Raw genomic sequence first — 23829 nt, forward strand, 5'->3', positions numbered from 1 at the left:
CGGCCGGAGTGGCCGGTGCGGTGTGGGGCGGCCGGTTCGCGACCGGGCGCTCGTGTCGGGTGTGCGGCACGGTCAGCGCCTCCGGAGGCCGGCGAGGAGCGCGGCCAGGTCCTGGGCGCTCGCGTCGGGCAGGTAGTGCTCGATGCGGCCGTCCGCGACGACGGCGGTGGCGTGCGCGCGGGCGGCGGCGGCCGGGTCGTGGGTGACCATGACGACCGTCTGCCCCGAGTCGTCCACGAGCTCCCGGAGGAGGTCGAGGACTTCCGCGGCGGTGTCGAGGTCGAGCGCGCCGGTCGGCTCGTCGGCGAAGACCACCTCGGGGCGGGCCGCGAGCGAGCGGGCGATCGCCGCGCGCTGCTGCTGGCCGCCCGAGAGCTCCCCGGGCCGCCGGTGCAGCAGGTCCGCGATGCCGACGCGTTCGACCAGGTCCTGCAGCCAGCGGCGGTCGGCGGGGGTCCCGGCGAGGCGCAGCGGCAGCGTCAGGTTCTCCTCCACGGTGAGCGAGGGCAGCAGGTTGTAGGACTGGAACACGAACCCGATGCGGCTGCGCCGCAGGCGGGTCCGCTGGTTCTCGCTGAGCCCGGCGATCTCGGTGCCGCCGATCAGGACCTCCCCGGAGGTGGGCGTGTCGAGGCCGGCCGCGCAGTGCAGCAGGGTCGACTTCCCGGACCCGGAGGGGCCCATGATGGCCAGGAACGAGCCGCGCCGCACTTCGAGTGAGACGCGGTCGAGCGCGGTGTGGGCGCCGTCGTAGACCTTGGTGACGTCGCGCAGCAGCAGCGCGGGGGGCCGCCCGGTGTCGGTGCGCAGGTCGGGGCGGGGTGCGGCGAGGGTGCTCAACGCTGCCTCCGGTTTTTGACGGCCCGCACGATGAGCGCGATGCCGCAGGCGAGGGCGATCGCGCCGAACGGGACGGCGAGGAGGTGGAGGCCGACGGCCTGGAGGCCGGTGTTGAGGACGGCGCCGGCGACGACGCCGGTCCACAGCACGGCCGTCATGATCGTGAAGTGGCCGACGGTCGGCGGCGGCGGCGGGTCGGTGATGCGGTACTGGTCGTTCATGTCGTGCTCCCCACGGGATCGGTTGAGGAGAACGCTATGGCGAAAGGGCCTGCGGCCCAATGCGGCTGGCTTGCCGATTCGGGGTGGGGCCTGGTGGAGGCCGCTTGGTACAGCCAGCGGTACCGACGATCCGGGGGGCGGCGGGTAGCTTTCAAGACCGGCTCGGCACCGGGTTCAGGGAAGGGGGCGTGGATGGTCCGCGAACGGCTGCGGCAGGCGAAGGCCTGGCTCGACGAGCAGCTGCGCCCCGAAGGGGAGGCGGCCGACCTGCAGGCGCTGCTGCTCGTGTCGCTGCGCGCGACCGGGTACGGCGTGGTCGGGGCCGGGTTCGCGTTCCTGGCGCTGTACACGATCCCGCTGCTGCTGCTCTCGCTCGTGCTCGCGTTCCTCGGGATCGGCCGGTTCCTCATCAGGCCGATGATCCGGTGGGTGCGGACGATCGCCGGGCTCGAGCGGGGGCGGCTGCGCCGCCTCGGCCACGAGGTCAAGAACCCCTATCTGGGGCCGTACGTGGACGTGCCGCGCACGTTCAAGGAGATCAAGGCCGACCCGAGCGTGCGCCGCGACCTCGTCTGGCTGGTCGTCCACGGCACGTGGGGGCTCGTCCTCGGGGCGCTGCTGCTGCAGATGCCGTTCACGACGATCCACGACATCACGTACCCGCTGTGGTGGTACTTCGCGCCGGAGGGGGAGCAGCGGATCCTCAACGGCTTGGTCGAAGCCGAGACCGCCACGGCCGCACTGCTCGGCTGCGCGACCGGCGTCGCCGTGTTCGCCCTGTGGATCCTCTTCGGCGCCAAGATCCTCGAGCTGCAGACCAAGCCCGGCCTGGCGTTCCTCGGCCCCGACCCGGAGATGGACCTCTCCGAGAAGGTCGCCCGGCTGACCGCGACGCGCGCCGCCGCCCTGGACGCGCACGCGGTCGAGCTGCGCCGCATCGAGCGGGCGCTGCACGACGGCGCGCAGAACCGCATCGTCGGCGTCAACGTGCTCATCGGCGCGGCCCGCCGCGAGATCCAGCGCGACCCGGCCCGCGCCGACCAGATCCTCGAACGCGCCCAGGACACCGTCGAAGGCGCGCTCGCCGAACTCCGGGCGGTGGTGCGGTCGATCCTGCCGCCGGTGCTGGAGGACCGCGGCCTCGCCGGGGCGCTGAGCGCGCTCGCGTCGGACTGCGCGGTGCCGTGCACGCTCGAAGTGGCCGTGGAGGGCCGGTGCCCGGCGAGCGTCGAGGCCACCGCCTATTTCGTGGTCGCCGAGTCGTTGACGAACGTGGCCAAGCACTCCCGTGCGTCCAGTGCCTCGGTGGAGGTGCGGCGCAAGGGGAATACGCTCAGCGTGGCCGTGTCGGACGACGGTCGCGGCGGCGCCGACGCCGCGGGCGGGTCCGGCCTGGCGGGGATCGCGCGCCGCGTGGAGGCGCTCGACGGGACCGTGGCCGTCCGCAGCCCGGTGGGCGGGCCGACCGAGATCAGAGTGGAGCTGCCGTGCGGATCGTGATCGCCGAGGACGACTTCCTCCTGCGCGAGGGCCTCAACCTGGTGCTGCAGGGGGAGGGCTTCGAAGTCGTGGCCTCCGTCGGCGGCCCCGAGGAGTTCCTCGCCGCCGTCGAGGAGCACCGGCCCGAGATCGCGGTCGTCGACGTGCGCATGCCGCCGACGCACACCGATGAGGGCATCAAGGCCGCCGTCGCGGCCCGCCGCGCCCACCCGGGCCTGGCCGTGCTCGTCCTCTCCGCGTACGTGGAGCAGAGCTTCGCCACCGACCTCCTCGCCGACGGCGCCCGCAGCGTCGGCTACCTCCTCAAGGAACGGGTCGGCCGCGTCGACGCGTTCGTGGAGGCCCTCCACCGGGTCGCCAAGGGCGGCACCGCGATCGACCCCGAGGTGGTCGCCCAGCTGTTCGCGCAGCGCCGCGCCGACGACCCCGTCGAGCGGCTCACCCCGCGCGAGAAGGAGGTCCTCTCCGTCATGGCCGAGGGCCTGGGCAACCAGGCGATCGCGCAGCGCCTCTTCATCACCGAGAACGCGGTCCACAAGCACATCCGCAACATCTTCCTCAAGCTCGACCTCACCCCGGACGACCAGACCGACCGCCGGGTCGCCGCGGTCCTCCACTACCTCGAACGTGCCTGAACGCACGTATTATATTTTGTGTTACACTCGTCGTATGTCAATGCTCAACGTGCGTACCGACGAGGCGATGGACATCGCGATAGCCGAGTTGACCGCCGATGGCAAGACGAAGACTGAGGCGGTTCGGGAAGCCTTGCTGCACGCTTATCGCGAGAAACTGCTCAAGCAGGCGAAAGCAGACGCAGACCGAGTCGAAGCCGCCCCTGATGACCGCGCGGAGATACTGGCGATCCAGCGGTACATGGGTGTCGCGTAGTGATCTTCCGAGGCGCGATCTACGAGATCAAGCCGCCGAAAGAGTCCACCGGTCATGAGCAGCAGGGAAGGCGTCACGGTGTCGTGATCCAGTCCGACGCTTTCGCGTGCAGCACTATCACCGTGGCGCTGACGTCGACCAGTGCTCACCGGACCATCTACCGCCCAGAGATCGATTTCCTCGGAACGACGACCCGAGTGCTCACGGACCAGATCTACTCGGTAGATCATGGACGGCTGGGCGACTTCATGGGCGCCTTGGATTTTGATGAGATCGAAGACCTCGACCGGGCGCTGCTGCTCAAATTCGCGCTGGCCTGAGCGAAGGCCGACGGGCGCCCCCACCTTTGAGGGAGCGCCCGTTCGCGTGCGTCAGTCGTGGGCTTTGGACGCCCACATGCCGCGCCGCTCGGCCTTGGCGAGCTTCTCGGCCTTGCGGAGCGTGTCGCCGATCGTGAGCTCCTGGTGCCCCAGGATGTAGGCGTGCGCCATGCCCTCGGCGACCGCGAGGACCCCGTAGTTCATGCCGTTCTCCATCACCACGTGCATGAGCAGCCGGTCGTACTGGTCGTAGGCCGGGTCGCCCGGGTCGGTGAAGAGGTGCACGGTGCGGCCCTGGAGCTTCTTGCGCGCGTACAGCTTCGCCTCGGCGCCCCAGTCCTCCTCCTCGCGGAAGCCGCCGGACTCGGGGGAGTTGATCCCCATGATGCGCACGCGGACCTTCTCGCCGTCGATCACGGCGCGGAACGTGTCCCCGTCGACCACGTCGACCACGTCCACCGTCGCGTAGAAGTCGCCCGGACCTTCCATGTGCTGCCTCCTCCCGGCCGGCCCCAGTAGCCGGACGTTCGAACGCCATCCTCGCATTGCGAACCCGTGGACGGGAACCGTCCTCGGCGTGCCCGGCTGTGACAGACTGGTCGGCGTGGAGCGACGACCGAACCGACGCCCTGGCGGAGCAGGGTCCGCGCAGCGGGACACCGTCCGCATCACCGTGCCCGAAGAGCGCTCCGCCGTCGACGCCCCGCCGCGCGGCCGCACCGCCGACACCGAAGTGGTCGACACCGCCGCGTACGCCAAGCGCGCCAAGCCCAAACGCCCCCGGGCCCTGCTCGCGTCCGCGCTGGCGACGACCGTCTGGGCGGTCACGGTGGTCGTCACGCCGATCCTCGTCGCGGTCATCCTCGGCTGGTGGCAGGCCGGCGCCGAAGGCTCGGTCGCCACGGTCGCGGCCGCCGCCGGGGTCGCGTGGCTCGCCGGGCACGGCGTGCCCGTCGACATCGGACCGATGCACCTGAGCGTCGCCCCGCTCGCGCTCACCGTCCTCGTGTGCTGGCGGCTCGCCAAGGCCGCCGCAGGGACCACCCGCGCCATCGGCGGCCGCGACGCCGCCGCCGTGCGCGCCGCCGCCGGACTCATCACGATCCTCTACACCGGACTCGTCGCCGGGGCCGCCGCGCTCTGCACCACCGGCCCGTTCACCGTCGAGATCCTCCCGGCGCTGCTGCACGCCGTGCCGCTCGTCATCGCCGCCACCGCCTTCGGTGCGGCGCGTGAGGCCGGGGTCCTGCCGTGGGACACCGCGTCGGTGTGGATGCGGCGCGGCCTGCGCACCGGCATGATCACCGCCGGGGCGCTCCTCGCCTGCGGCGCGGCCGCCACGGGCGTCGCGTTCGCCGTGCGCGGGCCGGTCGTCGCGGACACGCTGGCGCTGTACGGCTCCGAGTCCTGGATCGTCGCGCTCCTGAGCCTCGTCTACCTGCCGAACTGCGCGGTCTGGGCCGCCGCGTACATCACCGGCCCCGGCTTCGCCGTCGGCGCGGGCACCGCCGTCCAGACCTCCATGGTCGAACTCGGGCCGCTCCCGGCCTTCCCGGTCTTCGCGGCCGTACCGAACGCGCCCCTGCCCGACTACGCGACCATCCTCATCGGACTCCCGCTGATGCTCGCGGCCGTCTTCGGCGTCATCCTCACCTACCGCTCGCCGGACCTGCGCGTCCCTCGCGTCACCACCGCCGCGACCGTCGCCGCGGCGACGGCGGCCGCCGTCCTCGGCCTCCTCGCCTACCTCTCGCGCGGCGCGGCGGGCGTCGACCTCATGGCCGACCTCGGACCCGACCCGCTCGCGGTCGCGGGGATCGCCGCCGTCCAGTTCCTCATCGGCCTCGCCGGGGCCGCGCTCATCGCCCGCCTCTTCGCCGTCCACCGCCGCGCCGCCGAGGCCGAGCTGGTGCGGAGGGACACGGTGGTCATCCCCGAACCCGCGCCGAGCCGCGACGACGCGTTACCGTACTCACGTGACCTCACCTAAGCGGCTCGTCGTCCTCGTCTCGGGCTCCGGCTCGAACCTCCAGGCCCTCATCGACGCCTGCGCCGACCCCGCCTACGGCGCCGTGATCGCCGCCGTCGGCGCCGACCGCGAGGGCACCTTCGGCGTCGAGCGCGCCGAGAAGGCCGGCATCCCGACGTTCGTGCACCGCGTCAAGGACTACGCGACCCGTGACGAATGGGACCGCGCGCTCACCGAGGACGTCGCCTCCTACGAGCCCGACCTCGTCGTCTCCGCCGGGTTCCTCAAGCTCTGCGGCCCCCGCTTCCTCGAGGCGTTCCCCGGCCGCTACATCAACACCCACAACTCGCTGCTCCCGGCCTTCCCGGGCATGAACGGCCCCGGCGAGGCCCTCGCCGCCGGCGTGAAGCTCGCGGGCGCGACCCTCTTCATCTGCGACTCCGGCGTCGACACCGGCCCGATCATCGCCCAGTGCGCGGTCCCCGTCGAGGACGACGACACCGTCGACACCCTCACCGAGCGCATCAAGGAAGCCGAACGCGCCCAACTGGTCGCGTCCGTCGGCCGCATGGTCCGCGACGGCTGGAAGGTCGAAGGCCGCCGCGTGCGGCTCGGCTAGGCGCCGTCCACCGTCCCCAGGGCGATCCCGCCCGCCCCGGATCGGGTTCCCCGCGGGAGCGCCCGGTCGCGTTGGCCGCGACCGGTTCCCGCGCGGCACGGCGGCTAGTCCACGAACTCGTCGGCCTCGCCCAGCGCCTGGTCGAGGACGGCCAGGCCGGTCGCCGCGTCCGCGTCGGTGATATTCAGCGGCGGCGCCACATGGACGCGGTTGCCGAGGACGAGTGTGAGCAGGCCGCGGTCGCGGCACGCCCGCGTGAACGCCGCCATCGGCGCGTTCGCCTCCCCGGTCGCGCCGACCGGCACCAGCGGTTCCCGGCTTCGGCGGTCGCGCACGAGCTCGATCGTCCACAGTGCGCCGATGCCGCGGACGTCGCCGACCGACGGGTGGCCCTCGGCGAGCGCCGCGAGTCCGGGACCGAGGACCGCTGTGCCGAGCCGGGCGGCCGCCGCGGCGGTGCCTTCGTCGTGCATCGCCCGGAGCGCGCCGATGGCGGCGGCGCACGCGAGCGGATGCCCGCTGTAGGTCAGGCCCGCCGGGTAGGGCCGTTCGGTGAACGCCGGCCCGTTCGCACTCCTCCGCGGGGCTGCTCGACGCGAACGCGGCCGTATGCGGTTCGGCTAGCCGCTCTGGTCGTCGGGAAGGAGCCGAAACGCGGCATCCGGCCCGGTGAGTGGCGCGACCGAGCGGAAATGGCGGCGGTCGAGGCTGAGGATCGAACTCGTGAGAAAGCGCGCCGCCAAGACGACATTGGCGGCATCGGTGAGTCCGATGGCGAGCGCGCGGTACTGAGCCCGGAGATGCTTGGTCGCCGCGAGCAGGTCGGCATCGATCGGGGCCACCATGTAGCGGCCTTCGCGTGCTTTCGAGGCGATGTGGTCCGCGACGGCTATCGCGGTGTCTTCGCCCATGTGCTCGGTGACCAGGTAGTCCAGTTCGGCCAGGACGAGCGGCGAGATCACGAGTCGACTCGCGGTCGCCAGCGCCTTGCGGCACGATTCATGCTCGGGGTCATCAGTGTTGATGGTCGCGAGCAGGCCGGAGGTGTCGGCGATGATGATCAACGGTCGGCGCCGAACCCCTTGAGGAGGTCGTCCGTCTGCGCAGCGAGTGGCCGGCCCGCACTGGCGGTCGGCATCTCGCAAACGCCCATCGGCGTGTCGTGCTGTGCGAGGACGAGGTCGACCGCTTCACGGTGAAGATCGGCCTCGGTCCGCCCGAGGCGGGCGGCCGTTTCCTTCAAGGCGGCGACCTGCTCATCTCGCAGGTAGACGGTGGTCTGAAGCATGAACATATTGTACATGTATAGGTAGCGGTCGGGGCGGCGTTCGGCTAGGTTTCGGGAGCATGACCCCGCCCCTCGCCGTCAACACCCTCGAAGCGAACACCCTCTACGTCGCCTTCGCGCTGCTGCCGTTCGCGTTCGCCGCCGCCTGGGCGCTCGCGGCCTGGCGCATCCGCCGCGGCCGCCCGCGCCGCGAGGCCCGGCTGTACTCGCTCGCGGAGGTCGGCGCGGTCGTCGGCTCCGTGCCGCTGCTGTTCCTCGGCCTCACCTCCCGCGAAGGCGCGAACGCGCTCCAGCTCGTCCCGCTCGTGGACCTCGCCGACCTCGCGGGGGCCGGACCGCGCCGCATCGTCGAGCAGCTGGCCGGGAACCTGTTCGTGTTCGCCGCCGCCGGGTGCTTCCTGCCGGTCCGGTTCAAGCTCGGGCTCGGCGCGATCACCGCCGGCGCCCTCCTCGCCGCCGTCACCCTTGAGGCCCTGCAGTTCTCGCTCCTCACCGGCCGGGTCGTCTCGGTCGACGACGCCCTCATGAACGCCGCCGGCGCGGTCCTGGCCGCGCTCGCCTCCCGGCCCTGGTGGCGACGCTCACGCGCGGTCGCCGGGCCGGAACCCGACCCGGCCGTGTTACGCTCGGCCGGTCGCGACTGGCGAGTGACGTCTTTCGAGGTTTCCCGTGGCACGGACCGGGCAGCTCGTTGTTGAGGGGGGACCTTCAGAAGACGTTCGCAGGTGGAGCACCACCAGGGAGCGGCACTGCTGAACCTGTTACTGCGGTCGAACGCCTGGGCCGCAGTCATTAGACCATCAGGAGCAGTGCATTCATGTCCGAGCGGAAGCGCATTCAGCGAGCCCTCATCTCTGTGTTCGACAAGACCGGCGTCGTCGAACTGGCCGCGGACCTCCACCAGGCAGGCGTATCGATCGTCTCCACGGGTTCGACCGCCGCGCGCCTCGCCGAGGCCGGCATTCCCGTCACCAAGGTCGAAGACCTCACCGGCTTCCCCGAGATCCTCGACGACCGCGTCAAGACCCTCCACCCGAAGGTCCACGCCGGCATGCTCGCGGACGTCCGCCGCGAATCCCACCGGCAGCAGCTCGACGAGCTCGGCATCGAGGCGTTCGACCTGTTCGTGGGCAACCTCTACCCGTTCCAGGACACCGTCGCCTCCGGCGCGGGCTTCGACGACATCGTCGAGAAGATCGACGTCGGCGGGCCGTCCATGACCCGCGGCGCCGCCAAGAACCACGCGAACGTCGCCGTCGTCGTCGACCCCGCCGACTACGACCTCGTGCGCACCGCCGCCGTCGAGGGCACCACCGCCGCCGAGCGGCTCCGCCTGGCCGCCAAGGCCTTCGCGCACCTCGCGACCTACGACGCGGCCGTCGCCACCTGGCTCGCCGAACAATCCACAGAGGATGCGCTGCCGGACTTCCAGGCCGTGCCCATGACCAAGCTCGCGGACCTCCGCTACGGCGAGAACCCGCACCAGGCGGCCGCCGTCTACGCCGCCCCCGGCGCGGCCGGGCTCGCGCAGGCCGAGCAGCTGCACGGCAAGGCCATGAGCTTCAACAACTACACCGACGCGGACGCCGCCTGGCGCGCCGCGCACGACTTCACCGCGCCGTGCGTCGCGATCATCAAGCACGCCAACCCGTGCGGCATCGCCGTCGGCGACTCCATCGCCGCCGCCCACCGCGCCGCACACGAATGCGACCCGGTGAGCGCCTTCGGCGGCGTCATCGCCGCGAACGGCGAGGTCGACGCCGAGGCCGCCGCCCAGATCGCCGAGATCTTCACCGAGGTCGTCGTCGCGCCCTCGTTCACCGACGAGGCGATCGCGATCCTCTCGGCGAAGAAGAACATCCGGCTGCTGCGCGCCCCCGGATGGGCCCCGGCCGACATCGAGCTCAAGCCGATCTCCGGCGGCGTGCTCGCGCAGCGCCCCGACCGCATCGACGCCGCGGGCGACGACCCGGCCAACTGGACCCTCGCCACGGGCGACGCCGCCGACGAGGCGACCCTCGCCGACCTCGCCTTCGCTTGGCGCGCCGTTCGCTCGGTGAAGTCGAACGCGATCCTCCTCGCCTCGGGCGGGGCCTCGGTCGGCGTCGGCATGGGCCAGGTCAACCGCGTCGACTCCGCGAAGCTCGCGGTCGAGCGCGCGGGCGAGCGGGCCGCCGGCTCGGTCGCCTCCTCCGACGCGTTCTTCCCGTTCGCCGACGGCCTGCAGATCCTCATCGACGGCGGCGTCAAGGCCGTCGTCCAGCCGGGCGGATCGCTCCGCGACGAGGAGGTCATCGCCGCCGCCAAGGAAGCCGGCATCACGATGTACCTCACCGGGACGAGGCACTTCACGCACTGACGAAGGCAGCACGTGGAGCATGGGGCGCAGTACGCACCAGCACCGTTGAGGTGACCTGAGACTCGTTGGCGGGCAAGGAATTTCCATGATTCCCTGCCCGCCTTCGGCATCTTCGGTGAGCCGCGCCGGCGTATGGGGTGGGAGAACCTTCGCACAACCGAAAGGCGTTCCCATGCGCAGAAGAGCGTTCGCCGCGGCCTCGGCCGCCGCCGTCGCCGGGGTCGTCGGCGGCATCGCCGCCGCCTCCTCGGCCTCCGCCGACAACAGCCTCCCGGCCGCACCGGCCGGCAGCGCCAACGTCCACGCGACGGACACGCCGGTCGTCTCCGTCATGGGCCTCGGCGGGGCGACCTACCACCTTGTCGAGCCGGCGAGCTTCCGCATCTCCGAGTTCAGCTCGGTCGGGGGCCTGGAGTGGTTCCAGTGGGGTCCCGACGTCGCGATCGCCACCGGCCACCTCCGCGGCCTGTGGATCGAGAACGAGGAGGGCCAGTACGACGACGTCACGGTCACCCTCTTCAACGTCCAGAACGGCTTCTTCACCGAGTTCTGGGTCACCGGCCCGTTCGAGCAGCCCGAATACCCGAACGACTTCACCCACGGGTACTTCTCCACCCACCCCGAGGGCGGCTCCTGATCTGCCGGGCCGGCCGCCGGTTCCGGCGGCCGGCCCCCATGTTCACGAAGCCCAGGTGACGCAGGCGCTGGGGACGTAGCCCCAGTCGTCGCCCGCGTAGTTCACGTACGCCCACTGGCTCGTGGTCGCCCCGCACGCGGTGTACGACTGGCCGGGGACCAGGGCGCAGTCGGCGTCGTAAATGCGGCCGGCGACGACGGAGCCGACCGTGCCGCCCGAGGTGCCGGGCTGGGCCCACACCGCGCGGTGCTCGTCCGCGACCGCCGCGCAGATCGCGGCCGCCTCCGGCGCCGCGGCCTGGGCCGCGACCGCCGTGCCCGCGGTGAGCGCCGTCGCCGCCGCGCAGGCCATGAGCGCCATCATCATTCGTTTCACGGTCCACTCCGTTTCTGTCGAGATGCGGGGATTGCCCGCACCAGGACGACGCTGGCAGAACCGTGCCGCCGTGTCGACGGTTGGACACCATTCGTCGGGTTTCTGACGCCCGGCGTTCCAGCTGAGAGAACTCACAGGTGGAGCGCCCGGTTGTGGTTGGGCATCCATGCGCGATTCACGATAGGTTGTTGTCATGATGCAGATGCTCTGTCCGAAATGTCAGAACCCGATGCACCAGTACGAGCGCAATGGCGTGGTCGTGGAGCAGTGCTCCGAATGCAAGGGCATTTTCCTCGACCGCGGCGAGCTCGAGCACCTGATGAAGTTCGAGCAGTCGTTCCACGCTGGTGGCGGTGCGCCCGTCGCCGCCGCTCCCGCGGGCCCGCCGCCGCGCGATCCCCGCTATGACGACCGTCGCTACGACGACCGCCGTCACGACGATCGCCGCTACGACGACGACCGCCGTCGCGACCACCACGACGACCACCACCGCAGGGACGACTACTACTACAAGAAGAAGAAAAAGAAGAGCGTCTTCGAGGACCTCTTCGACTTCTAGGCGGCGAGACGCGAAGGACCGAACGGCGAAGCCGCTCGGTCCCTGTCGTCTGTCCCGAGCGTTCAGCCCGTGAGCTGGTAAACCGCCCGCGGCGTCCACGGGATCGGCGCGCCCGTCAGCGTCTCGGAGGTCCAGTCGCCCGGGCTCGGGTGCGTGTACAGGGTGAACGAGTCCACCCGGAACCGCGCCTCGAAACCGGCCAGCGCCGCGAAGACGCGGTCGAGCGCGGCGGTGCCCACGTTCTGCGCGATCGTCACGTGCGGGTGGTAGGGGAAGTTCCGCTCGCGGCGGGCGGGGCCCTGCCGGATCGCGGATTCGAGCTGCTCGCAGATGGCGATGCCGTCGACGACGGCCACGAACACGACCTCGGTGACGGGCCGGAACGAGCCGGTGCCGCGCAGGTGCAGGTGGAACGCGGGGCAGGCCGCGGCGACGCCTTCGAGGTGCGCCCGGTAGCCGTCGAGGGAGTCGGCGGGGATCTCAGTGGGGCCCAAGAGGGTCAGGTGGGCGGGGACGATGCCGCCGAGGGGGTCGCCGGAGGCGGTGCGGGCGTCGTCGAGGATCTCGCGCCAGGGCGAGGGCACGGGGATCGCCACGCCGACGGTGACGCGCCGCGTGGTCGAACCGTGCGGCACCACTAAAGGGCCACCGGCGGGTAGAAGCCGACCTTCTTGTACGCCTTGGCGAGCGTGCGGGCGGCGACGTGGCGGGCCTTCTCGGCGCCCGCGGTGAGGATGCGGTCGAGTTCGGCCTTGTCGGCGAGGAACTCCTTGGTGCGCGCGCCGATCGGGGCGAGCGCGTCGGCGACGACGTCGGCGAGGTCGCCCTTGAAGTCGCCGTAGCCCTTCCCGGCGTATTCGGCCTCGAGCTTCTCGACGGTGGTGTTGCCCAGTGCCGCATAGATGTTGAGCAGGTTGGAGACGCCCGGCTTGGCCTCGGTGTCGTAGCGGACCTCGGCGTCGGAGTCGGTGACGGCGCTCTTGATCTTCTTGCGCACCTGGCCCGGCTCGTCGAGGAGGTAGACGCAGCCGCGCGGGCTGGTCGAGGACTTCGACATCTTCTTCTCGGGTTCGGCGAGGTCCTTGATCGTCGCGGTCTCCTTGACGATGTGGGGCTCGGGCACGACGAACGTCTGGCCGTAGGTGCCGTTGAACCGGATCGCGAGGTCGCGGGTGAGTTCGAGGTGCTGGCGCTGGTCTTCGCCGACGGGGACCTGGTCGGTCTGGTAGAGCAGGATGTCGGCGGCCTGGAGGATCGGGTAGGTGAAGAGCCCGACGGTTGTGCGTTCTTGTTTGGCCGACTTGTCCTTGAACTGGGTCATGCGGCTGGCCTCGCCGAAGCCGGTCTCGGCGCCGAGGATCCAGGCGAGCATCGGGTGCTCGGGTACCTGCGACTGGACGAACAGGGCCGACTTCTCGGGGTCGACGCCCAGGGCCAGGAGCTGCGCGGCGCTGACGCGGGAGCGCTGGTGCAATACCTTGGGGTCGTGATCGACGGTGATCGCATGGAGGTCGACGACGCAGTAGAACGCGTCCGCGGTGTCCTGGAGGGCCACCCACTGCCGCAGCGCGCCCAGGTAGTTCCCGATGTGGAAGGAGTCCGAGGTCGGCTGGATCCCGGAGAGGACGCGGGGTTTGCGGTCGGCAGTGGTCATGGACCGATTCTGACATCCGGGCGGAGACGGCGACCACCCGGTATTGCGGGGCCGCCGATCCTGATGTTTAATTGTGTTGGATCTTGAGCACTCTGCTCTCGAAACCTGAGGAGGCGGCATGCTGGCGCAGCAGCGACAGAGCCGGATCGCCGAACGCGTCCACCGGACCGGCGCGGTCCGGGTGGCGGAGCTGGTCGAGGAGTTCGGCGTGTCCGACATGACCATCCGCCGCGACCTCGAGACCCTCGCCGACCGCGGCCTCGTCGCCAAGGTCCACGGCGGCGCGACCGCCGTCGACTTCGGCTCCACCACCGAACCCGGTTTCGCCGTCAAGCAGGTCCGCCAGGAGGCCGAGAAGCAGGCCATCGCCGACGCCGCCGCGACCCTCGTCGGCCCCGGCCAGGCCATCGCGCTCTCCGCCGGCACCACCACCTGGACCCTCGCCCACCGCCTCACCGACGTCCCCGACCTCACCGTCGTCACCAACTCGGTGCCCGTGGCCGACGTCTTCTACCGCGCCGGCCGCGCCGACCAGACCGTCATCCTCACCGGCGGCGTCCGCACCCCCTCCGACGCCCTCGTCGGCCCCTTCGCCGTCGCCTCCCTCGAGAAGGTCAACGTCGACACCGTCTTCCTCGGCGTCCACGGCATGTCGCTGCGCGCCGGGTTCACCACCCCCAACCTCCTCGAGGCCGAGACCGTCGCGACCCTCGCCTCGAAGGGCCGCCGCCTCGTGGTCGTCGCCGACCACACCAAGTTCGACGTCGTCGGCATCGCCACGATCGCGTCCCTCGACGACGCCGACGTCATCGTCACCGATTCCCTCCTCGACGAGGAGTCCCGGCGCCAGCTGCGCGAACACGTCGACCAGGTCGTGCTCGCACCGGTCCCGGCCGCACCCGGCCCCGGGAGACGCACCAACACCGAGAAGAGACCATGACACCCGCGTTCCACACGGAGTCCGGCAGCCTCGCCGACGGCCGCCAGATCCTCTACTACTCGACCGAGCCGGGCGCCGGCCGCGCCGCCTACGCCGACAAGCGTGACCTCGGCGGCCGCGTCAGCGCCGGCGAGCTCCGCTACGACGTGCTCCGCGACGAATGGGTGGCCGTCTCCGCCGGGCGCTCCGGGCGCCCGAACCTGCCCGTCGCCTGCCCGCTCTGCCCCAGCGAAGGCGACGAGCTCACCGAGATCCCCGCCCCCGACTACGAGGTCGCGGTCTTCGAGAACCGCTTCCCGTCCTTCGGCGGCTTCGACGAGCCCGGGCCGCTTGCGCCCACCGCGATCCCCGAAGGCTTGGAGAGCTCGGTCCCCGCCTCGGGCCGCTGCGAGGTCGTCGTCTTCTCCGACGACCACGACTCCTCGCTCGTCGACCTCACCCCCGAACGCGTCGCCCTCATCGTCCGGGCCCTCGCCCAGCGCACCGCCGAGCTCTCCGCCCGCGGCGACATCGCACAGGTCTTCTGCTTCGAGAACCGCGGCGTCGAGGTCGGCGTGACCCTGCACCACCCGCACGGCCAGATCTACGGCTACCCGTACGTCACCCCGCAGACCCGCAAGTACCTCGCCGCCGCGAAGCGGCACCGGGAGACCACGGGCCGCGACCTCTTCGACGACATCATCGCGTCCGAGTCCGCGGGACCGCGCGTCATCGCCGAGAACGACCACTGGATCGCCTTCACCCCGTACGCCGCGCGCTGGCCCTTCGAGGTCCAGGTCTACCCCAAGGCCCGCTTCGCCGACCTGGCCGAGCTGCCCGAGGAGTACATCGAGGCGTTCGCGCCGCTCTACCTCGACCTGCTCAAGCGCTGCGACGCGGCCTACCCCGGCGAGCAGATGCCGTACATGGCCGGCTGGCACCAGGCCCCGGTCGGCGACGGCCGCGAGTTCGGGCGCCTGCGCCTGGAGCTCGTCTCGATCCGCCGCGGCCCGGGCCGCGTGAAGTTCCTGGCGTCCTCGGAGTCCGTCATGGGCGGATGGGTCCACGACCTCGGCCCCGAGACGTCCGCCGACATCCTCAAGGGAGCGTTGTGAAATATCTGGTCACCGGCGGCGCCGGCTACATCGGTTCGATCGTCGCCACGATGCTGCTCGAAGCGGGCCACGACGTGGTCGTGCTCGACAACTGCTCGACCGGCTCGGCCGAGCGCGTCCCGGACGGGGCGACCCTGGTGCGCAAGGACGTCAAGGACGCCGCCGAGGTCCTCGACCCGAGCTTCGACGGGGTCCTGCACTTCGCGGGCCTCATCGCCGCGGGCGAGTCGATGGTCAAGCCCGAGATCTACTGGGAGGCCAACACCACGGGCACGTTCGCGCTGCTCGACGCCATGCGCGAGGCGAACGTGAAGACCCTCGTGTTCTCCTCGACCGCCGCGGTCTACGGCAACCCGCTCGAGGTGCCCATCAAGGAGGACGCCGTCAAGGCCCCCACCTCCACGTACGGCGCCACGAAGCTCGCCAGCGACATGGCGATCGCCTCCGAGGTCACCGCGCACGGCCTCGCCGCGGTCTCCCTGCGCTACTTCAACGTCGTCGGCGCCTACGAGGACCGCTCGGGCGTGTGGCACGGCGAGAACCACGAGCCGGAGACGCACATCATCCCGATCGCGTTCGAGGCCGCCGCCGGCAAGCGCGACTCGTTCGGCCTGTTCGGCGAGGACTACCCGACCCCGGACGGCACCTGCGTCCGCGACTACATCCACGTCGCCGACCTCGCCGACGCGCACCTGCTCGCCCTCCAGGCCGCCGAGGCCGGCGAGCACAAGATCTACAACCTGGGCAACGGCAACGGCTTCTCCAACAAGGAGGTCGTGGCCACCGTCAAGCGGATCACCGGGACCGACTTCCCGGTGACCATCGGGCCCCGCCGCCCGGGGGACCCGGCCGAACTCGTGGCCTCCTCGGAGCGCGCCAACATCGAACTCGGCTGGAAGCCCAGCCGTGACACCCTCGACCGCATGGTCGCCGACGCCTGGAAGTACTACCAGCATGCCCACTCCTGACATTAACGCCGTCGAACTCGCCGAGACCGCCGCGGCGGCCTTCCGCGAAGTGTTCGGCGCCGAGCCCGAAGGCCTCTGGGCCGCGCCCGGCCGTGTGAACCTCATCGGCGAGCACACCGACTACAACGAGGGCTTCGTGATGCCCTTCGCGCTGCCGTTCTACGCGGTCGCCGCGGTCGCCAAGTCCGAGACCTGGGAGTTCCACTCCACGTACGGCGAGGGCGACACGGTCCGCGCCGACGTGCTCGGGACCTCGGCCGAGGACGGCGTCGCGGGCTGGGCGGGCTACCTCGCCGGGACCGCGTGGGCGCTCAACGAGTCGGGCTACCCGGTCGGGCCGGTGCGCGTGGCGATCCACTCGGACGTGCCGCACGGGGCGGGCCTGTCGTCGTCGGCCGCGCTCGAATGCGCGATCCTGATCGCGCTCGCGGACCTGTACGGCCACGAGATCGACCGGGGCGAGGCCGCGCGCATCGCGCAGAAGGCCGAGAACGAGTACGTCGGGGCGCCCACGGGCGTGCTCGACCAGTCGGCCTCGCTGCTGTGCACCGAGGGCAACGTCATGTTCATGGACTGCCGCGACCTTTCCCGCGAGCAGGTGCCGTTCGACCTCGCGTCCGAGGGCCTGCAGATGCTGGTCATCGACACGAACGCGCCGCACCGGCACGCCGACGGCGAGTACGCGTCGCGCCGCGCCGACTGCGAGGAGGCGGCCCGGCTGCTCGGCGTCCCGTTCCTGCGGGACGCGCCGAAGGACGCGCACCTGGACGACGACCGGCTCAACCGGCGCCTGCGGCACATCGTCACCGAGAACGCGCGCGTCCTCGACACGGTGAAGGTCCTCGAAGGCGGATCGGTGGCCGGGATCGGCGACCTGCTCACCGCCTCGCACGCGTCGATGCGCGACGACTACGAGATCTCCTGCGCCGAGCTCGACTCCGCAGTGGACGCCGCGCTCGGCGCCGGCGCCCTGGGGGCGCGCATGACCGGCGGCGGCTTCGGCGGCAGCGCCATCGCCCTTGTAGAGGGCGCCGCGGCCGCGAAAGTGGAGGCCGCCGTGATCGAGGCCGCCGCCGCGAAGGGCCTGCCGACCCCGCGCGTGTTCGTCGCCCGCGCCGCCGCAGGCGCACACCGCATGGCATAGAACAGCATTGCAGTGGCGTGAAGCCACTGGTGTGACAGTGATCCGGGGACCGGTCGCGCGCAGGCGCGGCCGGTCCCCCGCTCTGGAATACTCCGCGGCATGGAACTCGTCCACTTGCTGCTCCGCTACCTCCACCTGCTCGGCTTCGCCGCGGTCTTCGGCGGCTGGCTCGTCGCCCTGCTCTCGAAGCGGCTCAACTTCAACTCGGCGATGCTGTACGGCATCGCGACCCAGCTCGCCACCGGCATCGTGCTCGCCGGCCTCGCCAGCGCCGAACCCGACGCGAACCACGCCAAGATCGGCGTGAAGGCCGTGCTCGCCCTGCTCCTGGGCGTCATGATCGCGATCCCGGTGTGGAAGAAGCGCGAGAAGGTCGCGGCCGGGCACTTCTACGCGACCGGCGCGCTCATCGCGGTGACCGCGGGCGTCGCGGTCTTCTGGACCTAGCGGGCGCCCCGGCGGCGGGGCCGAAAGCGGCCGCTTGGCGACCCTCAGCGGGCCGGGAAGCTGCAATCACGCCGTAGCTCGAGTGAAACACCAGTTCATCACTGGTCTCAGTCATAGGATGTTTCGGTAACGAAATCATCAAGGTCAGTGTCAAAGGCTATTGCGTGCGGCCATGATTATGCGGGTATCGACTTACCCCGTGGATTGTCAAAGGAGACCGAGATGGCTGTCAAGCCGTTCAAGATGGCCCTGGCGGGCTTCTCCGCCGTCGGCCTCGCCGCCCTCGCCGCTTGCGGTGAGGCCCCGTCCGAGAACGGCAGTGGCGACAACGCCGACGCGTCGTTCCTCGCGTGCATGGTCACCGACTCCGGTGGCGTGGACGACAAGTCGTTCAACGAGTCGTCCTGGGCCGGCATGGAAGCCGCCGCCGAGGAGAACAGCGACATCAAGGTCGAGCTCAAGGAGTCCAGCTCCGAGACCGACTACGACCCGAACCTGCAGGCCACGGTCGACGACGGCTGCAACTTCATCGTCGGCGTCGGCGGGCTCATGACCGAGAACGTCAACGCGGTCGCCACCGAGAACCCCGACATCGCGTTCGCCACGGTCGACGGCTTCTCCGAGGTCGAGAACGTCTACTCGATCCAGTTCGACACCGCCCAGTCGGCCTTCCTCGCCGGGTACGTCGCCGCGTCGCAGACCAAGACCGGCACGGTCGCCACCTGGGGCGGCATCCAGATCCCGCCGGTGACCATCTTCATGGACGGCTTCGCCGAGGGCATCAAGAAGCACAACGAGGACAAGGGCACCGACGTCCAGCTCCTCGGCTGGGACGTCGAGGCGCAGACCGGCACGTTCGTCAACACCTTCGAGGACGCGGCCGCCGGCAAGAGCACCTCGGACACGTTCATCACGCAGGGCGCGGACATCCTCTTCCCGGTCGCCGGCCCCGCCGGCATCGGCGCGCTGACCGCCGCCTCCGAGAACGAGGACGTCACCGCCATCTGGGTCGACACCGACGGCTACGAGTCCACCGAGTACGGCGCCGAGCTCATCACCTCGGCCGAGAAGGGCCTGGAGACCGCGCTCAAGGACTCCGTGCTCGCGGCGTACGACGCCGCCAACGGCGGGGAGGCCATCACGGGCTCCTACGTGGGCACGCTCGCCAACGGCGGCGTCTCGCTCGCCCCGTTCCACGACTTCGACGCCGCCGTCTCGGACGAGACGAAGGCCGAGCTGGACGCGCTGACGCAGCAGATCATCGACGGCACCCTCGTCGTCGAGTCCGCCGCCAGCCCCAAGGCCCAGTAACAAGCGGAACGAAGTCAAAGGACACGCATTGCGACTCGAACTGAAGGGCCTGACGAAGAAGTTCGGCTCGTTCACCGCCGACGACGACATCGACCTGGTGGTCGAGCCCGGGCAGATCCACGCCGTCCTCGGCGAGAACGGCGCGGGCAAGTCGACGCTCATGAACATGCTCTACGGGATCCTGACGCCCACCAGCGGCGAGATCCTGATCGACGGGGAGCCGGTCTCCTTCAGCGGTCCCGGCGACGCGATCGCCGCCGGGATCGGGATGGTGCACCAGCATTTCAAGCTCGTCGGGCCCTTCAGCGTCGCTGACAACGTGCAGCTGGGCCGGGAGCACACCCAGCGTCTGGGGGTGCTCTCGGCCAAGGCCGCGCGCAAGGCCGTGCTCGACGTGTCCGAGGAGTACGGCCTCAAGCTCGACCCCGACGCGATCTGCGAGGACCTGCCCGTGGGCGTCCAGCAGCGCGTCGAGATCGTCAAGGCCCTGTCGGGGCCGAAGACGGAACTGCTCATCCTCGACGAGCCGACCGCGGTGCTCACGCCCGCGGAGATCACCGAGCTCCTGCAGATCATGCGGAACCTCGCGGACGCGGGCACGTCGATCCTGTTCATCTCCCACAAGCTCAAAGAGGTCCAGGCCGTCGCGGACACCGTCACGGTGATCCGCCGCGGCAAGGTCGTGGCCGAGCTCGAGCCGACCGCTTCGGAGGCCGAGATGGCCTCGGCGATGGTCGGGCGCGCCGTCACGCTCCAGGTCGACAAGACCCCGGCCGAGCCGGGCGAGGCGCGCCTGGAGGTCACGGGCCTCACCGTCGTCTCGGACGCGGGCGTGAAGGTCCTCAACGGCCTCGACCTCACCGTCCACTCCGGAGAGATCGTGGGCCTCGCGGGAGTCGAGGGCAACGGCCAGACCGAACTGGCCCGCTCGATCCTCGGCCTCGTCAAGCCCGACTCCGGGCGCATCGCGATCGACGGCGAGGACGTGCACGGCGCGAGCCCGGCCGCCCGCATCGCCGCCGGCCTCGGCTACATCCCCGAGGACCGCGGCCGCGACGGCGTCGTCGCCGAGTTCTCGGTCGCCGAGAACATCGTGCTCAACCAGTACCGCGACGCCCCGTTCGCCAAGCGCGGCGCGGTGAACGCCGGCGCGGTGCGCAAGCGCGCCGCCGACTCCATCGCCGAGTTCGACATCCGCACCCAGTCCCCGGAGGAGCCGGTCTCGGCGCTCTCGGGCGGCAACGCGCAGAAGGTCATCATCGCCCGCGAGTTCTCCCGGCCCCGCCGGTTCCTCGTCGCGGCGCAGCCGACCCGCGGCGTCGACGTGGGCGCGAGCCAGTTCATCCACTCCCGGCTCGTCGCCGAGCGCGACACCGGCACCGCCGTGCTGCTCATCTCGTCCGAACTGGACGAGATCTACGCGCTCGCCGACCGCATCGCGGTGATCTACAACGGCCAGATCGTCGGCGAGGTCGCCCCCGACACGCCCCGCGAGGTGATCGGCCGCCTCATGGTGGGCGGCGGCATCCACGACGGCGCCGCAGCGGCGAGCCCCGAGGAGCCGGGCGCCCCCGAGCCCCCCGCGGCCGAGGAGGCCCCCGAGCCCCCCGCCGCCGATGAGACCAGCAACGACGAGGACGCCAACGGAGGTGACCGATGAGCACGACGGATACCCAGGCCCCGGCCGCCGACCAGCCTGAGGCGGCGGAGGAGAAGCCGAACTTCATGCGGCTCTTCGGCCGCTACCTGACCGAGGCGAACTCGGTCATGGTCACCATCTACTCCCTGCTCCTGGCGTTCCTCATCGGCGCGATCCTCCTCATCGTCTCCGACGAGTACGTGCGCTCCACCTATACTTACTTCTTCGCCCGCCCCCAGGACGCCCTCACCGCCTCCTGGTACCTCGTGCGCGACTCCTACATCGCGCTGTTCGAGGGCGCGATTCTCAACCTCAACATGCTCGACCGGTTCGCGGCGGGCAACGCCGAGTTCGGCGACCTGCTGCGGCCCCTGTCCGAGACGCTCACGTACGCGACCCCGCTGATCTTCACCGGCCTCGCCGTCGGCCTCGCGTTCCGCGCCGGCCTGTTCAACATCGGCGCCCAGGGCCAGATGATCTTCGGCATGCTCGGCGCGCTCATCATCGGCTTCGGCCTCAGCCTCCCGGCCGTGATCCACCTGCCGCTGGCGATCATCGCCGGCGCGATCGCGGGCGCCGCGTTCGGCGCCGTCCCGGGCCTGCTCAAGGCCACCACGGGCGCGCACGAGGTCATCTCCTCGATCATGCTGAACAACATCGCGGCGCTCTTCCTGGTGTGGGCCATCGGCACCGACTTCCTCCACTCGGAGACGAAGACCGACCTCATCACCAAGCCCGTCGACGAGACCGCGGTCATGCCGAAGCTCCTCTCCGGACTGAGCGAGAGCCTCCGCGTGAACTGGGCGCTGCCGCTCGGGATCCTCGCGGCGGTCTTCACCTGGTGGCTGCTCTCCCGCTCCACCTTCGGGTTCCGCATCCGCGCCGTCGGCTTCAACGAGCACGCCTCCGCGACCGCCGGCATGCGCATCGGCTCGACGTACACGACCACGATGGCCGTCGCGGGCGGCCTCGCGGGCCTGGCCGGCGCGGCCCTGTCGCTCGGCGTCGGCTCCGCGGGCCTCACCACGAACACGGCCCTCGAGTACGGGTTCGACGGCATCACCGTCGCGCTCCTCGGCCGCGCCAACCCCGGCGGCATCGTCGCGGCGGCGCTCCTGTTCGGCGCGCTCAAGGCCGGCGCCCTGTCGGCCCAGCCCGATGTGCCCGTGGACATCTCGACCCTGCTGCAGGCGATCATCGTGCTCTTCATCGCCGCCCCCGCACTGGTCAAGGCGATCCTGCACCTGCGCACGCCGCGCGGCGGCCTGGTCACCCTCGAAGCGAAAGGCTGGTGAGCCCCATGGCAGTGGACACCATGACGGCCTCCCCGGCCGTCGTCGACGAAAGCGTCCCGGTCAAGTTCGCCAAGCCCGGCGGCGTGCTCGCCGCGCTCGGCCTGCTCCTGGTCGCCATCGCGTTCGCGGTGGTCGGCGGGGACGACACGACCACGATCGCGTTCGACAGGACCCTCACCGACGTCGAGTGGGCGCTGCCCACCTCGATCACGGTGGCGCTCCTGGGCGCGGTCACTGCCGCGGGCGGCGCCTGGATGATCATCGGGCTCCCCAAGCGCCGCTTCAAGCTCGTCGCGGGCGTGGCGGTCACCGCGTTCGTCCTCGGCCTGCTGTTCTGGGCGTACTCCCAGCCGGGCACCGTGTTCCGCGCGGAGTCGATCCTCGCCGGGGCGCTGTTCCTCTCGCTCCCTTACCTGTTCGGCGCGCTCTCGGGCGTCGTGTGCGAACGCTCGGGCGTCATCAACATCGGCATCGAGGGCCAGTTCCTCATGGGCGCCTTCACCGGCGTCCTGGTCGCGAACATCACCGGGAACGTCTACGCCGGCATGGTCGGCGCCATGGCCGCGGGCCTCCTCTCGACCATGCTGCTCGCGCTGCTCGCCACGAAGTACCAGGTGAACCAGGTCGTCGTGGGCGTCATCCTCAACCTGCTGGCGCTCGGCTTCACCAGCTTCATGTACGACCAGCTGAAGAAGGCCGAGGGCCTCAACAGCGCGTTCTCGATCCCGGCGATCTCCTGGGGGCCGCTCGCGGACATCCCGGTGCTCGGCCCGGTCCTGTTCAACCAGAAGATCTTCGTCTACATCGGACTTGTGCTGGTGTTCGTGATCTGGTTCCTGCTCTACCGCACCCGCTGGGGCCTGCGCACCCGCGCGGTCGGCGAGCACCCGGCGGCCGCGGACTCCATGGGCGTCAACGTGAACCGCCTCCGCTACTGGAACGTCACCCTCGCCGGCCTCATCGCCGGTTTCGGCGGCGCCTGGTTCACCATCGCGAACTCGCTGGCGTTCAGCAAGAACATGACCGCTGGCCTCGGCTTCGTCGCGCTCGCCGTCATGATCGTGGGCCGCTGGAACCCGCTCGGCGTGCTCGCCGGCGCGCTCATCTTCGGCTTCACCACGCAGGTCGCGCGCGACCTGGACGCCTCGGGCGGCTCGGTCGTGCCCGGCGAGTTCCTGCAGATGCTCCCGTACGCGGTCACGCTCGTGGTCGTCGCCGGGCTCATCGGCAAGGCCAAGGCGCCCGCCGCCGACGGCGTGCCCTATAACCCGGGGGACAAGTAGCGATGGCCGACGTCGACTGGGACGCCTTGCGCGACAAGGCTCGCGAGGCGATGCGCCACGCGTACGCCCCGTACTCGAAGTACCCGGTCGGCGTCGCCGGCCTCGTCGACGACGGCCGGATCGTCTCCGGCTGCAACGTCGAGAACGCCTCCTACGGCCTGACCCTGTGCGCCGAGTGCGGCATGGTCTCCGAGCTCGCCGCCACCGGAGGCGGCCGCCTGGTCGCCGTCGCCTGCGTCGACGCCGCGGGCGAACCCCTCACCCCCTGCGGCCGGTGCCGCCAGCTCCTGTTCGAGCACGGCGGACCCGACTGCCTCGTGGACGACCGGCCCGGGCCGACCACCGTCGGGGCACTGCTCCCCGGCGCGTTCGGCCCGGACCACCTGTCCGCCGATTGAACCCGTACCGCGAGGGACGGCCCGCCCGGGTCGTCCCTCGCGTTCGGGCTGTCCACCATGGGAACTAGCGAGGGAAAG

27 protein-coding genes, 2 pseudogenes and 1 riboswitch are annotated in these 23829 nt (G+C 70.9%); of the genes and pseudogenes, 20 read left to right on the plus strand and 9 right to left on the minus strand.

The annotated features are described in order from the left end of the window. Positions 1-72: 72 nt before the first annotated feature. A complete protein-coding gene (locus J5V16_RS20245) occupies positions 73-840 on the minus strand; it encodes an ABC transporter ATP-binding protein (RefSeq protein ID WP_243901491.1) in 768 nt (255 codons plus the stop codon). Continuing rightward, the gene (locus J5V16_RS20250) at positions 837-1061 is read right to left on the minus strand and encodes a hypothetical protein (RefSeq protein ID WP_208498795.1); all 225 of its coding nucleotides are present in this window, start codon (positions 1059-1061) and stop codon (positions 837-839) included. The genes J5V16_RS20245 and J5V16_RS20250 overlap by 4 nt, the downstream gene beginning before the upstream one ends. A gap of 192 nt (positions 1062-1253) precedes the next feature. Here J5V16_RS20250 and J5V16_RS20255 point away from each other — a divergent pair, with 192 nt between their 5' ends. From J5V16_RS20255 to J5V16_RS20270, 4 genes are read left to right on the plus strand one after another with little or no spacing between them, the layout of a single operon-like run. Next, the gene (locus J5V16_RS20255) at positions 1254-2561 is read left to right on the plus strand and encodes a sensor histidine kinase (RefSeq protein ID WP_208498796.1); all 1308 of its coding nucleotides are present in this window, start codon (positions 1254-1256) and stop codon (positions 2559-2561) included. Further along, positions 2549-3196, plus strand: a complete 648-nt coding sequence (locus tag J5V16_RS20260) for a response regulator transcription factor (RefSeq protein WP_208498797.1) — start codon at positions 2549-2551, stop codon at positions 3194-3196. Before J5V16_RS20255 ends, J5V16_RS20260 begins: the two co-directional genes overlap by 13 nt. 34 nt (positions 3197-3230) lie before the next feature. Further along, a complete protein-coding gene (locus tag J5V16_RS20265) occupies positions 3231-3452 on the plus strand; it encodes a hypothetical protein (protein WP_208498798.1) in 222 nt (73 codons plus the stop codon). Next, positions 3452-3772, plus strand: coding sequence for a type II toxin-antitoxin system PemK/MazF family toxin (locus J5V16_RS20270; RefSeq protein ID WP_208498799.1), 321 nt, complete (start codon positions 3452-3454; stop codon positions 3770-3772). The genes J5V16_RS20265 and J5V16_RS20270 overlap by 1 nt, the downstream gene beginning before the upstream one ends. Before the next feature lie 51 nt (positions 3773-3823). On the opposite strand, the gene J5V16_RS20275 is transcribed toward J5V16_RS20270, so the two are convergent. Beyond that, positions 3824-4261, minus strand: a complete 438-nt coding sequence (locus J5V16_RS20275) for a thermonuclease family protein (protein WP_208498800.1) — start codon at positions 4259-4261, stop codon at positions 3824-3826. Positions 4262-4376: 115 nt separating this feature from the next. On the opposite strand from J5V16_RS20275, the gene J5V16_RS20280 reads away from it, so the two are divergent. After that, positions 4377-5762 (plus strand): cell division protein PerM, encoded by a 1386-nt coding sequence (locus J5V16_RS20280; protein WP_208498801.1) that lies wholly within the window; start codon positions 4377-4379, stop codon positions 5760-5762. Next, positions 5749-6360, plus strand: coding sequence for a phosphoribosylglycinamide formyltransferase (gene purN, locus J5V16_RS20285; RefSeq protein ID WP_208498802.1), 612 nt, complete (start codon positions 5749-5751; stop codon positions 6358-6360). Before J5V16_RS20280 ends, purN begins: the two co-directional genes overlap by 14 nt. A gap of 104 nt (positions 6361-6464) precedes the next feature. Here purN and J5V16_RS20290 read toward each other — a convergent pair. The 3 genes and pseudogenes from J5V16_RS20290 to J5V16_RS20300 form a co-directional block, all read right to left on the minus strand. Beyond that, positions 6465-6917: pseudogene (locus J5V16_RS20290) on the minus strand (aminotransferase class III-fold pyridoxal phosphate-dependent enzyme); the annotation flags it as partial. A gap of 63 nt (positions 6918-6980) precedes the next feature. Continuing rightward, positions 6981-7424 (minus strand): PIN domain-containing protein, encoded by a 444-nt coding sequence (locus J5V16_RS20295; RefSeq protein WP_208498803.1) that lies wholly within the window; start codon positions 7422-7424, stop codon positions 6981-6983. Beyond that, positions 7421-7648 (minus strand): hypothetical protein, encoded by a 228-nt coding sequence (locus tag J5V16_RS20300; protein WP_208498804.1) that lies wholly within the window; start codon positions 7646-7648, stop codon positions 7421-7423. Before J5V16_RS20300 ends, J5V16_RS20295 begins: the two co-directional genes overlap by 4 nt. A gap of 59 nt (positions 7649-7707) precedes the next feature. On the opposite strand from J5V16_RS20300, the pseudogene J5V16_RS20305 reads away from it, so the two are divergent. The 3 genes and pseudogenes from J5V16_RS20305 to J5V16_RS20315 all read left to right on the plus strand — a co-directional run. After that, a pseudogene (locus tag J5V16_RS20305) lies at positions 7708-8196 on the plus strand (VanZ family protein); the annotation flags it as partial. Positions 8197-8274: 78 nt separating this feature from the next. Then, positions 8275-8439: riboswitch (ZMP/ZTP riboswitch) on the plus strand. Positions 8440-8465: 26 nt separating this feature from the next. Beyond that, positions 8466-10007, plus strand: coding sequence for a bifunctional phosphoribosylaminoimidazolecarboxamide formyltransferase/IMP cyclohydrolase (purH, locus tag J5V16_RS20310; protein WP_208498806.1), 1542 nt, complete (start codon positions 8466-8468; stop codon positions 10005-10007). 172 nt (positions 10008-10179) lie between these two features. After that, on the plus strand, positions 10180-10644 hold the full coding sequence (locus tag J5V16_RS20315) for a hypothetical protein (protein ID WP_208498807.1): 465 nt from the start codon (positions 10180-10182) through the stop codon (positions 10642-10644). 42 nt (positions 10645-10686) lie between these two features. Here J5V16_RS20315 and J5V16_RS20320 read toward each other — a convergent pair whose 3' ends face one another. Then, on the minus strand, positions 10687-11019 hold the full coding sequence (locus tag J5V16_RS20320) for a hypothetical protein (RefSeq protein WP_208498808.1): 333 nt from the start codon (positions 11017-11019) through the stop codon (positions 10687-10689). 193 nt (positions 11020-11212) lie between these two features. Here J5V16_RS20320 and J5V16_RS20325 point away from each other — a divergent pair, with 193 nt between their 5' ends. Beyond that, positions 11213-11578: a TFIIB-type zinc ribbon-containing protein gene (locus J5V16_RS20325; RefSeq protein ID WP_243901493.1), complete on the plus strand. Its 366-nt coding sequence runs from the start codon at positions 11213-11215 to the stop codon at positions 11576-11578. Positions 11579-11640: 62 nt separating this feature from the next. Here J5V16_RS20325 and J5V16_RS20330 read toward each other — a convergent pair whose 3' ends face one another. Further along, positions 11641-12213 carry a 2'-5' RNA ligase family protein gene (locus J5V16_RS20330; protein ID WP_208498809.1) on the minus strand — a complete coding sequence of 191 codons (573 nt, stop codon included), beginning with the start codon at positions 12211-12213 and terminating at the stop codon, positions 11641-11643. Positions 12214-12215: 2 nt separating this feature from the next. Next, positions 12216-13232, minus strand: a complete 1017-nt coding sequence (gene trpS / locus J5V16_RS20335) for a tryptophan--tRNA ligase (RefSeq protein WP_208498810.1) — start codon at positions 13230-13232, stop codon at positions 12216-12218. Between the two features lie 118 nt (positions 13233-13350). Between trpS and J5V16_RS20340 the strand changes: the two genes are divergently transcribed. The 10 genes from J5V16_RS20340 (at position 13351) to J5V16_RS20385 (ending at position 23751) form a co-directional block, all read left to right on the plus strand. Then, a complete protein-coding gene (locus J5V16_RS20340) occupies positions 13351-14172 on the plus strand; it encodes a DeoR/GlpR family DNA-binding transcription regulator (RefSeq protein WP_208498811.1) in 822 nt (273 codons plus the stop codon). Next, complete coding sequence (galT, locus tag J5V16_RS20345) at positions 14169-15266, plus strand: galactose-1-phosphate uridylyltransferase (RefSeq protein ID WP_208498812.1); 1098 nt, start codon at positions 14169-14171, stop codon at positions 15264-15266. Before J5V16_RS20340 ends, galT begins: the two co-directional genes overlap by 4 nt. Next, positions 15263-16234, plus strand: coding sequence for a UDP-glucose 4-epimerase GalE (gene galE / locus J5V16_RS20350; RefSeq protein ID WP_307793028.1), 972 nt, complete (start codon positions 15263-15265; stop codon positions 16232-16234). Before galT ends, galE begins: the two co-directional genes overlap by 4 nt. Continuing rightward, positions 16221-17378 carry a galactokinase gene (gene galK, locus J5V16_RS20355; RefSeq protein ID WP_208498814.1) on the plus strand — a complete coding sequence of 386 codons (1158 nt, stop codon included), beginning with the start codon at positions 16221-16223 and terminating at the stop codon, positions 17376-17378. Before galE ends, galK begins: the two co-directional genes overlap by 14 nt. A 99-nt stretch (positions 17379-17477) precedes the next feature. Next, positions 17478-17825 (plus strand): hypothetical protein, encoded by a 348-nt coding sequence (locus J5V16_RS20360; RefSeq protein WP_208498815.1) that lies wholly within the window; start codon positions 17478-17480, stop codon positions 17823-17825. A gap of 243 nt (positions 17826-18068) precedes the next feature. Further along, a complete protein-coding gene (locus J5V16_RS20365) occupies positions 18069-19136 on the plus strand; it encodes a BMP family lipoprotein (protein WP_408612505.1) in 1068 nt (355 codons plus the stop codon). Between the two features lie 28 nt (positions 19137-19164). Further along, entirely contained in the window at positions 19165-20796 is a 1632-nt protein-coding gene (locus tag J5V16_RS20370) for an ABC transporter ATP-binding protein (RefSeq protein ID WP_208498817.1), read from the plus strand. After that, positions 20793-22070: an ABC transporter permease gene (locus J5V16_RS20375; protein ID WP_208498818.1), complete on the plus strand. Its 1278-nt coding sequence runs from the start codon at positions 20793-20795 to the stop codon at positions 22068-22070. Before J5V16_RS20370 ends, J5V16_RS20375 begins: the two co-directional genes overlap by 4 nt. A 5-nt stretch (positions 22071-22075) precedes the next feature. Continuing rightward, positions 22076-23353, plus strand: a complete 1278-nt coding sequence (locus J5V16_RS20380; RefSeq protein ID WP_208498819.1) for an ABC transporter permease — start codon at positions 22076-22078, stop codon at positions 23351-23353. 2 nt (positions 23354-23355) lie between these two features. Then, the gene (locus tag J5V16_RS20385) at positions 23356-23751 is read left to right on the plus strand and encodes a cytidine deaminase (RefSeq protein ID WP_208498820.1); all 396 of its coding nucleotides are present in this window, start codon (positions 23356-23358) and stop codon (positions 23749-23751) included. Positions 23752-23829: the final 78 nt, after the last annotated feature.

The organism is Glycomyces niveus, assembly GCF_017592475.1.
Lineage (GTDB): Bacteria > Actinomycetota > Actinomycetes > Mycobacteriales > Micromonosporaceae > Glycomyces > Glycomyces niveus.

Coding starts and splice junctions, on each gene's coding strand:
- J5V16_RS20250 (WP_208498795.1), bottom strand. CDS start 1,061: ATGAACGACCAGTACCGCATCACCGACCCGCCGCCGCCGCCGACCGTC.
- J5V16_RS20255 (WP_208498796.1), top strand. CDS start 1,254: ATGGTCCGCGAACGGCTGCGGCAGGCGAAGGCCTGGCTCGACGAGCAG.
- J5V16_RS20265 (WP_208498798.1), top strand. CDS start 3,231: ATGTCAATGCTCAACGTGCGTACCGACGAGGCGATGGACATCGCGATA.
- J5V16_RS20275 (WP_208498800.1), bottom strand. CDS start 4,261: ATGGAAGGTCCGGGCGACTTCTACGCGACGGTGGACGTGGTCGACGTG.
- J5V16_RS20300 (WP_208498804.1), bottom strand. CDS start 7,648: ATGCTTCAGACCACCGTCTACCTGCGAGATGAGCAGGTCGCCGCCTTG.
- purH (WP_208498806.1), top strand. CDS start 8,466: ATGTCCGAGCGGAAGCGCATTCAGCGAGCCCTCATCTCTGTGTTCGAC.
- J5V16_RS20315 (WP_208498807.1), top strand. CDS start 10,180: ATGCGCAGAAGAGCGTTCGCCGCGGCCTCGGCCGCCGCCGTCGCCGGG.
- J5V16_RS20325 (WP_243901493.1), top strand. CDS start 11,213: ATGATGCAGATGCTCTGTCCGAAATGTCAGAACCCGATGCACCAGTAC.
- trpS (WP_208498810.1), bottom strand. CDS start 13,232: ATGACCACTGCCGACCGCAAACCCCGCGTCCTCTCCGGGATCCAGCCG.
- J5V16_RS20340 (WP_208498811.1), top strand. CDS start 13,351: ATGCTGGCGCAGCAGCGACAGAGCCGGATCGCCGAACGCGTCCACCGG.
- galT (WP_208498812.1), top strand. CDS start 14,169: ATGACACCCGCGTTCCACACGGAGTCCGGCAGCCTCGCCGACGGCCGC.
- galK (WP_208498814.1), top strand. CDS start 16,221: ATGCCCACTCCTGACATTAACGCCGTCGAACTCGCCGAGACCGCCGCG.
- J5V16_RS20360 (WP_208498815.1), top strand. CDS start 17,478: ATGGAACTCGTCCACTTGCTGCTCCGCTACCTCCACCTGCTCGGCTTC.
- J5V16_RS20365 (WP_408612505.1), top strand. CDS start 18,069: ATGGCCCTGGCGGGCTTCTCCGCCGTCGGCCTCGCCGCCCTCGCCGCT.
- J5V16_RS20375 (WP_208498818.1), top strand. CDS start 20,793: ATGAGCACGACGGATACCCAGGCCCCGGCCGCCGACCAGCCTGAGGCG.
- J5V16_RS20380 (WP_208498819.1), top strand. CDS start 22,076: ATGGCAGTGGACACCATGACGGCCTCCCCGGCCGTCGTCGACGAAAGC.
- J5V16_RS20385 (WP_208498820.1), top strand. CDS start 23,356: ATGGCCGACGTCGACTGGGACGCCTTGCGCGACAAGGCTCGCGAGGCG.